15 protein-coding genes are annotated in these 9,536 nt (G+C 62.6%); 4 read left to right on the forward strand and 11 right to left on the reverse strand.

What is annotated here, in order from left to right:
• Nucleotides 1-44 precede the first annotated feature (44 nt).
• Both IHN22_RS06985 and IHN22_RS06990 read right to left on the reverse strand, forming a co-directional pair.
• A complete protein-coding gene (locus IHN22_RS06985; protein WP_087188870.1) occupies nt 45-251 on the reverse strand; it encodes a DUF896 domain-containing protein in 207 nt (68 codons plus the stop codon).
• Nucleotides 251-1,042, reverse strand: coding sequence for an RNA-binding protein (locus IHN22_RS06990; RefSeq protein ID WP_191434381.1), 792 nt, complete (start codon nt 1,040-1,042; stop codon nt 251-253). The genes IHN22_RS06985 and IHN22_RS06990 overlap by 1 nt, the downstream gene beginning before the upstream one ends.
• Nucleotides 1,043-1,157: 115 nt before the next feature.
• On the opposite strand from IHN22_RS06990, the gene IHN22_RS06995 reads away from it, so the two are divergent.
• The 4 genes from IHN22_RS06995 (at nt 1,158) to IHN22_RS07010 (ending at nt 3,744) form a co-directional block, all read left to right on the forward strand.
• Nucleotides 1,158-1,799, forward strand: a complete 642-nt coding sequence (locus IHN22_RS06995) for a hypothetical protein (RefSeq protein WP_300985831.1) — start codon at nt 1,158-1,160, stop codon at nt 1,797-1,799.
• Nucleotides 1,793-2,071, forward strand: a complete 279-nt coding sequence (locus IHN22_RS07000) for a DUF1294 domain-containing protein (RefSeq protein ID WP_365813923.1) — start codon at nt 1,793-1,795, stop codon at nt 2,069-2,071. Before IHN22_RS06995 ends, IHN22_RS07000 begins: the two co-directional genes overlap by 7 nt.
• A gap of 114 nt (nt 2,072-2,185) precedes the next feature.
• Nucleotides 2,186-2,674: an RNA polymerase sigma factor gene (locus tag IHN22_RS07005; RefSeq protein WP_191434383.1), complete on the forward strand. Its 489-nt coding sequence runs from the start codon at nt 2,186-2,188 to the stop codon at nt 2,672-2,674.
• Nucleotides 2,671-3,744, forward strand: coding sequence for a DUF4179 domain-containing protein (locus IHN22_RS07010; protein ID WP_191434385.1), 1,074 nt, complete (start codon nt 2,671-2,673; stop codon nt 3,742-3,744). The genes IHN22_RS07005 and IHN22_RS07010 overlap by 4 nt, the downstream gene beginning before the upstream one ends.
• Nucleotides 3,745-3,783: 39 nt before the next feature.
• Here the strand turns inward: IHN22_RS07010 and obgE are convergent, their stop codons facing one another.
• The 9 genes from obgE to IHN22_RS07055 form a co-directional block, all read right to left on the reverse strand.
• Nucleotides 3,784-5,064, reverse strand: coding sequence for a GTPase ObgE (gene obgE / locus IHN22_RS07015; RefSeq protein WP_087330659.1), 1,281 nt, complete (start codon nt 5,062-5,064; stop codon nt 3,784-3,786).
• A 175-nt stretch (nt 5,065-5,239) separates the two neighbouring features.
• Nucleotides 5,240-5,524, reverse strand: a complete 285-nt coding sequence (gene rpmA / locus IHN22_RS07020; protein ID WP_087268353.1) for a 50S ribosomal protein L27 — start codon at nt 5,522-5,524, stop codon at nt 5,240-5,242.
• 49 nt (nt 5,525-5,573) lie between these two features.
• Nucleotides 5,574-5,906: a ribosomal-processing cysteine protease Prp gene (locus tag IHN22_RS07025; RefSeq protein WP_087188874.1), complete on the reverse strand. Its 333-nt coding sequence runs from the start codon at nt 5,904-5,906 to the stop codon at nt 5,574-5,576.
• A gap of 1 nt (nt 5,907) precedes the next feature.
• The gene (rplU, locus tag IHN22_RS07030) at nt 5,908-6,219 is read right to left on the reverse strand and encodes a 50S ribosomal protein L21 (RefSeq protein ID WP_191434387.1); all 312 of its coding nucleotides are present in this window, start codon (nt 6,217-6,219) and stop codon (nt 5,908-5,910) included.
• Nucleotides 6,220-6,385: 166 nt separating this feature from the next.
• Nucleotides 6,386-7,414 (reverse strand): putative glycoside hydrolase, encoded by a 1,029-nt coding sequence (locus IHN22_RS07035; RefSeq protein ID WP_191434389.1) that lies wholly within the window; start codon nt 7,412-7,414, stop codon nt 6,386-6,388.
• A 36-nt stretch (nt 7,415-7,450) separates the two neighbouring features.
• Entirely contained in the window at nt 7,451-7,888 is a 438-nt protein-coding gene (locus IHN22_RS07040; protein ID WP_191434391.1) for a MarR family winged helix-turn-helix transcriptional regulator, read from the reverse strand.
• Nucleotides 7,889-7,931: 43 nt separating this feature from the next.
• Nucleotides 7,932-8,546 carry an S-layer homology domain-containing protein gene (locus IHN22_RS07045; protein WP_191434392.1) on the reverse strand — a complete coding sequence of 205 codons (615 nt, stop codon included), beginning with the start codon at nt 8,544-8,546 and terminating at the stop codon, nt 7,932-7,934.
• Between the two features lie 131 nt (nt 8,547-8,677).
• Nucleotides 8,678-8,947 carry a pro-sigmaK processing inhibitor BofA family protein gene (locus IHN22_RS07050; protein ID WP_087330653.1) on the reverse strand — a complete coding sequence of 90 codons (270 nt, stop codon included), beginning with the start codon at nt 8,945-8,947 and terminating at the stop codon, nt 8,678-8,680.
• Nucleotides 8,948-9,000: 53 nt separating this feature from the next.
• Nucleotides 9,001-9,255, reverse strand: coding sequence for a DUF2508 family protein (locus tag IHN22_RS07055; protein ID WP_087188880.1), 255 nt, complete (start codon nt 9,253-9,255; stop codon nt 9,001-9,003).
• Between the last annotated feature and the right edge of the window lie 281 nt (nt 9,256-9,536).

Genomic DNA, 9,536 nt, shown 5'->3' on the forward strand with positions numbered 1-9,536 from the left:
TTTCAGCCAAAGAAAAACGCCTGCCGTTCTGGCAGGCGTTTTTTTCAGGGCTTCTTGCCCAGCTTGTGCTTGGTGCCGTCGGGCTCCACAATATAGGTGTTCTCCAGCTGGGCCACCAGATTGTTCCGGTAGGCGGCAATGTACTCCTGCCGCAGCAGGTCCCGCTCCACCATCTCTTCGGGGGTCAGGCCCTCCTCGCTTTTGGCCTTCTTGGCCAGCTCGTTGATACGGGCAATCTTTTTGTCATCCATTATACATATCGCTCCAATAAAATCATAATTCGCCCCTTTTTGGACGGGCCGCCCACCTCTTTCAGGACACATTTGCCCAGGCCCCGGCAGCTCATCACGTCTCCCTCCGCCACGGTGCGGTCGGGCTTGAGGCACTCCCGGTGGTTGAGCTGGAACTTTCCCGAGGCAATGAGATCCGCCGCTTTCCCCCGGGACAGGGAAAATCCGGAGGCGGCCACCGCGTCCAGCCGCAGGGAGCTGACGGTGTCCCGGATGGGCTTCACCTTCACCTCCGGGGGCTTCAGGTCGGCCAGCTCCATGGGGGCTGTCTTGAGGCGCACCCGCCCGGCCTGGTCCAGATTCATGGCCAGAAAGTCGGCCACGTCCTCCAAAGCCAGGATGTGGCACTCCCCGTCCCCCACCAGCAGGTCCCCGATCTTCTCCCGGTCCAGCCCCAGGCCCAGAATAGAGCCCAGAAAGTCCCGGTGGCTCAGAGTACCGCCCGACCAGGTGCAGCGGACGGCCTTGATGGGGCAGTCGCTGTCCAGCCACACGTCCTCCTCCTGCCAGTCGGGGAGGAAGGCGCACACCGTCCGCTCAGCCCCCTCAAACCCGCCGTAAAACAGGTGCCGGGGATGGCCGCAGGCATTGAGCAGGTTTTCCACACTCACCCGCTCCTGTGGGGATAAAAAGCCGGTGTGGCCGGGCACCGACCGGGTACGGGCCAGCTCCAGCTTGTCCATGGCCCGAGCCAGCAGCAGCCGCTCCTCCCCGTCCCGGGCCAGCTTGTTCAGCAGTTCGGTCTTGGTCATATCCTTCCTCCTGTTGTTCTTTACAGGATAACACAGTTTTTCTCCCCTGGCAACTGCCGCCGCCTTGACAGAAATGCTATACTGATCATATCCATTACAAAAAGGGGGTGGGCGGATGCCCACATTCATTCTTCACCCGGAGCAGCTGGATCTGACCGGCCCCGACGGCACCGTGACCCACGGGGCGGATCAGGACTGGTTCCCCGATCTCTGGCAGCAGCGGGCGGGGTGCGGCCCCAACACCGCCGCCCTCATCTTCCACTATCTTGCCCAGCAGCGGCCTGAGTTTTCCCCATTGCGGGCCAAAATGGGGAAAGACCGGGCGGGCTTTCTGGAGCATATGTGTCGGGTGTGGGAGTATATTACCCCCCGGAGCCACGGCCTCAACCGGCCGGAGTACATGGTGGAAGGCATGACGGACTACGGCGCTGCCGTAGGGGTACCTCTGTCCCCCTCCCTCTTTGCCTTCCCCACCCCCCGCACCAAGCGTCCCCCCTGGGAACAGCTGCGTTCCTTTGTGACCGCCAGTCTGGAGGCGGACTGTCCGGTGGCCTTTCTCAACCTGGACAACGGCAAGGTCAAACAGCTCCACCGGTGGCACTGGGTGACCCTCATCGGTCTGGACGGCGACACCGCCTCCATTGTGGACAACGGCGAGGCCTTCACTATGGACCTGCACCTGTGGTACGACACCACCAAGACCCGGGGCGGCTTCGTGTCCGCCCTGGGCGCCGGGGAGGAGTTTGCCTCATGCTGAAGTGGATCGCGCTGTGGGTGCTCTTCTGGAGCATCCTGGACTTTGTCCTCATGGGTGTGGATAAGCGGAAGGCCAAAAAGCACCGCTGGCGGGTACCGGAAAAGGCCTTTTTCCTCATCGCCCTGGTGGGGGGCTCCCCCGGAGCCATTCTGGGTATGTACGCCTTCCACCATAAGACCCGCCACTGGTACTTCAAGTGGGGCCTGCCCGCCATCCTCGTGGCCCAGGCCGCCCTGGGCGGGTGGCTGTACTGGCACTTCGTTCTGTCCTGAAAATGCGGAAGCGATCAGCTTCCGCATTTTTTTGCAAAGATGAAGAATCCGGCGTTCCTCAATCGTATTGTGGGTGAAAGCGCTTTTCAATCCCACGGAAAGGACGTGACAGCCATGCCACCCATACCGGACCGGGCGGAGGCCCAGCGGCTGGTGGATACCTACTCCGACCTGATCCTCCGGCTGAGCTACACCTATCTGGGCAGCACTGCCGACGCCCAGGACATCTGCCAGACCGTCTTTCTCAAGCTGCTCCAAGCGCCCAAAGCCTTTGACAGCACGGAGCACGAGCGGGCTTGGATCATCCGCACCGCCATCAACCTGTGCAAGGACCACCTGAAAAGCCGTTGGCGGCGCACCACGGTGACCCTGGACGCGGCGGAGCGCGTGCCTGCCCCCCAGCCTGAGGAGGGCACCCTGCTGGCGGCTCTGGATCTGCTGCCCCCCAAATACCGCACGGTCATCTACCTCTACTACTACGAGGGCTACTCCGCCAGGGAGATCGCCGCCCTGCTGGGAGAAAAGCCGGCCACCGTTTTCACCCGGCTGGACCGGGGGCGGCAGAAGCTGCGGACCTATCTGGAACAGGAGGAACTGACATGAAGCAGTATAAAGATACCATGGACGAGCTCCGTTTCACCCCGGAGCAAAAGGCCCATATGGTGGACCGCCTGATGGAATCCGCTCAGGCTTCCCCCCGGCGCCCCCACAGCTTCCGCCGGGTGGCGGTAGTGGGGGTGGCTGCCGCCCTGGTCCTCAGCGTGGGAGTGGCGGGCGCCACCGGCGTGCTGGGAGAGGTAGGGGAGCGCTTCTCCGCCCTCTTCGGTCCTGCTACCCAGACCGAGGTCATCGACCAGATCGGCTACCCCATCGGCGCCTCGGTCACCGCTGACGGCATCACCATCACCGCCGACGCCATTGTGGGGGACACCTACTCCTATGCCATTGTCTACTCCATCTCCCGGGAGGACGGAAATCCCCTGGTGAGCCAGGAGGTGCTGGACGGCAGCGAGGAATATGAGGGCCGCCTGCCTCTCTCCTTTGAGGACTATGACCTGCGGCCCACCGGCCCCCTGGCCTCCCTGGCCTCCGGAGGCGGCGGAGGTTTCTCCCACTTCTACGACGCCGACCCCACCGACAACGCCATCCAGTTTGTGGCCTTTTGGACCTCCGACACCCCCATCCGCTCGGGCAAGGTGAGCACCACCTTCCGGGGTCTCTATGACACCACCGACAGCTATGCCAATAAGACCCTGCTGGCGGAGGGCCCCTGGACTCTGGACTTTACCATGGACTTTGAGGACTCCTCCATCGCCCTCCCCGCCGGGCAGGCGATCCAGGTGAGCGGCATGGACGCCACCCTGGACAGCATTACCCTCTCCCCCCTGTCCATCATGGTGGAGTACACTGTCCACCAGGAGATACCGGAGGCGGAGCGGGAAACCGGTCAGACCGATAAGGCAAACGACCCCTACGCCCCCTTCCGGGATCTGCCTGTGACCCTCACCTACACCGACGGCTCCACCCTGGAGATCAAGAGCGCCAACACCAGCGTCGGCTCGGGTAACGGCAAGGCCAAATGCACCATGGGTCTGATCTTTGACACCATCCGTCCCCTGGATGAGGTGACCTCTATCACCGTGGGGGATGTAGTCATCCCGGTCTCCCAGTAAAACAAAAGCAGGGCCCGCCATATGGCGGGCCCTGCTTGTTTACCGCTGGTACTCGAACTCCAGGTTGTACAGGGACACGATATCCCCATCCTTGATGCCCATCTCCTCCAGCCGGTCGAAGAGGCCGGACTGGCGGAGCATCTTGTCGAACCAGTTGCGGGACTCGTAGTCGCCGAAGTTGACGTTGGCCATGAGCCGCTGGAGCCAGGGGCCCTCCACGATCCAGGTGTCGTCCTCGTGGATGATGTTGAGGGGCTCGGAGGTATCCACCTCCGGGGGCCGCTCCACATAGGTGGGCTCGTACACCGTGATGGGGGGCAGGTGCTCCAGCTCCCGGGCGGCGGCAAACATCAGCTCCCGGGTGCCCAGCTGGGCGGCGGCGGAGATCTCATAGAAGGGCATACCCAGCCCCTCCACATAGGCCTTCAGGGCCTCCAGACCGGTGCGGTGGTTGGCGATATCCACCTTGTTGCCCGCCACGATCATGGGCCGGGAGGCCAGATCGGGACCGTACTGCTTCAGCTCCTCCTGGATGGCCTTAAAATCCTCCACCGGGTCACGGCCCTCGCAGCCGGACACGTCCACCACGTGGATGAGCAGCCGGCAGCGGTCAATGTGCCGCAGGAAGTCGTGGCCCAGACCGGCGCCGTCGGAGGCGCCCTCAATGATGCCGGGGATGTCGGCCAGCACGAAGGACACCCCCTCGTCCACATAGACCACGCCCAGGTTGGGGAAGAGGGTGGTAAAGTGGTAGTTGGCGATCTTGGGCCGGGCCTTAGACACCACCGAGAGCAGGGTGGACTTGCCCACGTTGGGGAAGCCCACCAGGCCCACGTCGGCCAGCAGCTTCAGCTCCAGGATGACCTGCCGGTCCTGGCCGGGCAGGCCGGCCTTGGCGAAGCGGGGCACCTGACGGGTGGGGGTGGCGAAGTGCTTGTTGCCCCAGCCGCCGTTGCCCCCCTTGGCCAGCACGAAGCGGTCGGTCTCCGACATATCACAGATGATCTCCTGGGTCTCGGCGTCCCGCACCACAGTGCCCTTGGGCACCTTGATGACCAGATCGGCGCCATCCTTGCCGGAACAGCGCTTGCCCTGGCCATCCATACCGTTTTCCGCCACATACTTGCGCTTGTAGCGGAAGTCCATCAGGGTGGACATATGGGGGTTGATCTCCAGGATCACGTTGCCCCCCCGGCCGCCGTCGCCGCCGTCGGGGCCGCCGGCGGCCACGTACTTCTCCCGGTGGAAGGCCACCGCGCCGTTGCCGCCATTGCCCGCCTTAACGGTGATGCGGGCGGTATCTACAAAGGGTGCTGCCATAAAAACCTCCTTGCCAAGGGGTGATTTGTCTCGTAGGGGCGACCCTTGTGGTCGCCCGGCCGTTCCCCTCATCCGTCTGGCCTTACGGCCAGTCACCTTCCCCCAGGGGAAGGCGATAGAAAAAGCCCCGGAACGGGAGTCCGTCCGGGGCTTAGTGTACCCATATTGCGGGCAATTACTGGGCGATCTCCACGATAGAGACCTGCTTGCGGTCCTTGCCCAGGCGCTCAAACTTCACGCGGCCGCTCTTGAGGGCGAACAGGGTGTCGTCGCTGCCCTTGCCCACGTTGACGCCGGGATGGATATGGGTGCCCCGCTGGCGGACCAGGATGTTGCCGGCCAGAACGAACTGACCGTCGCCCCGCTTCACGCCCAGACGCTTGGCCTCGGAATCGCGGCCGTTACGGGTGGAGCCCACGCCCTTTTTATGGGCGAAGAACTGAAGACCGATGTTCAGCATGGTGTCACACCTCCAAACTTGTGTGTTAAAAAGTCGCCGTACGGAGAGGTCAGTCCTCCTCCAGTACGAGAATATTTTCGGGATACTCCTCGTGCAGGCTGGTAAAGTGGACCATGAGGGCGGTCAGAAGGGTCTGACAGGTGCTCTCGCTGGTCTGGCTCAGCCCGCCGGGGATGCGCAGGGAGATGGATGCGTCATGCTCCTTCACCTTTACGGTCGCCCCCAGGCCCAGCACGTCGTTGACGGCGCACTCGGTCAGGCGGACGGCGCTGGTGACGGCGGCGCATACGATGTCGCTCCCCGCCTCGGCGTAACCGCTGTGGCCCTTCACAGTGAAGCCCACGATGCGGTCCCCCTCCATGTGAAAAGAGACGGTAGTCATCTTACAGGGAGATGGCGCCGATGGTCACCTTGGTGTAGGGCTGACGATGGCCCTGACGCTTGCGGTAACCCTTCTTGGGCTTGTACTTGAAGACCATGATCTTCTTGCCCTTGCCGTTCTTCACCACGGAAGCGGCCACCTTGGCGCCCTCCACCACGGGAGTGCCCACAGTGATCTTCTCGCCGTCGATGACAGCCAGAACCTTGTCAAAGGTCACGTTGTCGCCAGCCTCGTTGGGCAGCTTCTCGATGAAGAGGGTATCGCCCTCAGCCACCTTATACTGCTTACCGCCGGTCTCGATGATTGCGTGCATTACGTTTTCAACTCCTTCATTACGGGCTCGCTGTCGGGGGAGGGCCGAAGCGTGACGTCACATCAGTCACGTCGGTCACTTGGGTTCCCATTCAAAGCGGCTCTAGTAGTATATCAATGCAATCTTTAAAAGTCAAGCATTTTTCAACTTTTTTGCAGCTTTTTTGTCAGCTCAGCAGGGCCCAGCTGCCGGTATCCGTCCCCTGGGTCACAATGGGCACAATCTCCAGCCCCTCGACGGTGGGAACCGTCTCTCCCTCGGGCACCTGCACATAGACCCGGTCGGCATACTGCTTGAGCAGGTCCAGGGTGAGGCCGCTGCCGTCGGAGCCGCCGCCCAGCACCGTCAGGCTGGTCACCACCGATACCTTTATATCAGGATATTGGGCCAACGTCTGGTCCAGCGTCTGGAAGAAGGCCTCCATGGTCTGGGTCAGGGTGTTGGGATCGTAGTTGCTGTCGCTCTTGATATAGCTGACGGTGCCCCGGGTGGGATAGCCGCAGTTGTCCAGCAGCAGCTCGTCAAAGCCCAGCCCGGCCAGTTCGCCGCACACCTGGGCCACATAGGTCCGCACCGATTCCACCGCCGGGCTGCTCCAGCGGACGCTCTCGTCGTCCCGCCAGTTGCCCGAACTGCTGTGAATCCCCAGGTCCCGGTCGTTCCAGGGCAGGGCGTTGTCCCGGAAACAGGAGATCCGGGCCACGGTGTACAGCTCCCCTCCGTTGAGGGTCTGGATGGCCTCATTGATGCCCTCCTGATCGGAGGAGGTGCCCAAAGTGGTCTGGGACTGATAACCCAGGGTGCCGTCCGCCTCCTTCATGGAGAAGATGGCGGCGGTGCCGCGGTTGGCCTCCAGCTGGGTCTGGGCGGTACCGTCGGTAAGGGCGGCGGCAGGCAGCTGCACGCCCCGGAAATCCACCTCCGGCTCCGGCGTGGGGGAGGGGGTGGGCTCCGGCGTGGTGATCTGAATGGGAACGGTGCCGGCCGGCGGGTCAGGCTCGGTCTCCGTCTCGCCGCCGCCGAAGAAGGGCAGCTCCACCCGGACTCCATCGGCCGAGTAGTGAATATACGGCTCCAGGAAAAACAGCGCCGCCACCGACAGCACCAGCAGCACCAGCAAAACGCCGATGAGCACCTTTAACGCGGTGCGGCCACGGCTGCGCCCATGGTAAGATTCATAACCATTCCGCCTCACGGCAGGACACCTCACTCTTTCCTCTCAGCTCAGGGATCATTTCCCCTTTTCCTCCACCTGGCTCAACGCCTCGTCCAGCTTCTGAAGGGCGGCGGCCACCAGTTTCCGGTCCTCCTCCGGCATATTCCCCATCAGGTCGGAAAAGTAACTGTTCACGTCGGTGACAGCCTTGTCCCGCAGGGCGGCGTACTTCTCGGTGGCGGTGACATAGATCACCCGGCGGTCGGTCTCGCTGCGCTGGCGCTTGGCCAGCCCCAGCTTTTCCAGCCGGTCCACAATGCCGGACACCGTGCTGTTGGCGCTGCCGGTGCGCTCGGCCAGGGTGCTGATGGGCACCGGCCCGTCCTCCCCCAGTACAGTAAGTACCATGGCCTGGGGGAAGGTCAGGTCCAGCCGGCCGAAGTGGCTGCGAAACTGCTGGGACATATGCTGGGTCACCCGCAGATAGGATATGAACAGATTGCTTTGCTCCATGTTGGGCGTTCTCCTTTCTCTTGCCCGTGCCGTAAGGGGCCGGTCAGCCCATGGCCTGGGTATTCATCCGCTGTAAAATCACCGCCAGCTGGGCTCGGGTGGTGGTACTCTTGGGAGAGAGCTTTCCGCCGTCCCCCTCCATCCAGCCCATACCGATGGCATGGGACATACCCTCCTTTGCCCAGGAGGCCACCTGGTTGGCGTCGCTGTAGAGGTTCAGGGCACCCTCCGCCATCGTACGGCCCTTATATGTGTCATAGCGGCTGAGCATCACCGCCAGTTCCTGCCGGGTCACCACGCCGTCGCTGAAGGTGCCCTTGTCGGTGCCGTTGATGATGCGGGCCTCACAGGCCCAGTCGGCGGCAATGCCGTACCAGCTGTTGATTTGCACATCGGGGAAATGGCCCCGCCACACCGGGGTGGGCTCCCCCTCCATCCGCCACAGCACCATGGCTACGGTGGAACGGGTCACCGTGGCGTTGGGAGAAAACAGGGTATCGGACACGCCGGTCATCCACCCCTGTTCCACCGCCTCATCCACCGCCGATTCATACCAGGCTCCGGCGGGCACGTCGGTAAAATTCGCCGCGGAGGCGGGCAGCGCCAGGCCGGCGCATAAAGTCAGGGCGCAGGTGAGCGCCGCAAGTCGTCTTTTCAAATGGGTCCACTCCTTATAATCGAGTATTATTTATTTTACGATACGAATTTTAAAAAACTATGAACACAAAAGGACCCATTTATAAATAATTCCGCAAAAAGGACGCCGCACCTCCGGGCGGCGTCCTTTTTTTACACAGCCAGCATCCACTCCAGGGCCGCCAGCAGGCCGAATCCGGGCAGTCCCAGCAGCCCCAGCACCAGGGCGTTGGTCAGGTTGACCCCCAGCTGGAGGCCCAGAATGCCCCCGGCCCAGCGCAGGACCCACAGTACCCCCAGCCCCACCCCTGTCCGGGCCGCCAGACGGCCCAGCCAGCTCAGGGGCTTACGCAGCACTGCCAGCAGCAGCACCAAAAACAGTCCCCCCGCCACCCAGGGCAGGGCATTGAGCAGCGGTTCCACCGCCGCCACCTCCTTTCTGTGTGCCAGAACCTTGGCGGCGGGGCGGACCCCTCTTATCCGGTGCGGACGGTCTGCCCGCCCTCCAGTTCCTTGACCTGGCGCAGCAGGTAGGTGTACCGGGACTGAAGGGCGTTGATCTCAAAGACATAGGATTCGATGAGATCCGGGTCACAGGCGTCGTTGAAGCCCTGATAGGCCTGGGCAATGAGGGCCCTGGTCTGGCTCAGTCCCTCCAGCAGGACCCGGCGGGTCCCCTCCCGCTCGCTCTCCCGTCGGCGCAGGCTGAAGCGCTTGGTAGCTTCCGGCATACGATCCTCCTCCTTGCTCCGGGCTTTCCGGTTTTATCCTATGTCCAGTTTGGGCAATTATGTCCGGTTCTATACCGTTTTTTTCCTGTATTTCAGGCCGCCATTGGGGCATACTGATGTTGGACCGGATGACCGCTGGTTCTTGCATCTCCTTTTAAGCCGGTGCCGGGTGAGCTCACCCTCTGGCGAAAGGCGAAAGGAGTGGAATCAAACGAACTCCGATCCTGTAAGGGGCGCGGTGTTTCCACCGCGCCCCGGTTTTATGCGTGAAAAAGGCGCGC

The organism is Flavonifractor sp. An112 (assembly GCF_904377885.1).
GTDB lineage: Bacteria > Bacillota > Clostridia > Oscillospirales > Oscillospiraceae > Flavonifractor > Flavonifractor avicola.

Excerpts from the sequence above, each read along its gene's own strand:
- IHN22_RS06985 (WP_087188870.1), bottom strand. The coding sequence starts at position 251 with ATGGATGACAAAAAGATTGCCCGTATCAACGAGCTGGCCAAGAAGGCC.
- IHN22_RS06990 (WP_191434381.1), bottom strand. The coding sequence starts at position 1,042 with ATGACCAAGACCGAACTGCTGAACAAGCTGGCCCGGGACGGGGAGGAG.
- IHN22_RS06995 (WP_300985831.1), top strand. The coding sequence starts at position 1,158 with ATGCCCACATTCATTCTTCACCCGGAGCAGCTGGATCTGACCGGCCCC.
- IHN22_RS07000 (WP_365813923.1), top strand. The coding sequence starts at position 1,793 with ATGCTGAAGTGGATCGCGCTGTGGGTGCTCTTCTGGAGCATCCTGGAC.
- IHN22_RS07005 (WP_191434383.1), top strand. The coding sequence starts at position 2,186 with ATGCCACCCATACCGGACCGGGCGGAGGCCCAGCGGCTGGTGGATACC.
- IHN22_RS07010 (WP_191434385.1), top strand. The coding sequence starts at position 2,671 with ATGAAGCAGTATAAAGATACCATGGACGAGCTCCGTTTCACCCCGGAG.
- obgE (WP_087330659.1), bottom strand. The coding sequence starts at position 5,064 with ATGGCAGCACCCTTTGTAGATACCGCCCGCATCACCGTTAAGGCGGGC.
- rpmA (WP_087268353.1), bottom strand. The coding sequence starts at position 5,524 with ATGCTGAACATCGGTCTTCAGTTCTTCGCCCATAAAAAGGGCGTGGGC.
- IHN22_RS07025 (WP_087188874.1), bottom strand. The coding sequence starts at position 5,906 with ATGACTACCGTCTCTTTTCACATGGAGGGGGACCGCATCGTGGGCTTC.
- rplU (WP_191434387.1), bottom strand. The coding sequence starts at position 6,219 with ATGCACGCAATCATCGAGACCGGCGGTAAGCAGTATAAGGTGGCTGAG.
- IHN22_RS07040 (WP_191434391.1), bottom strand. The coding sequence starts at position 7,888 with ATGGAGCAAAGCAATCTGTTCATATCCTATCTGCGGGTGACCCAGCAT.
- IHN22_RS07055 (WP_087188880.1), bottom strand. The coding sequence starts at position 9,255 with ATGCCGGAAGCTACCAAGCGCTTCAGCCTGCGCCGACGGGAGAGCGAG.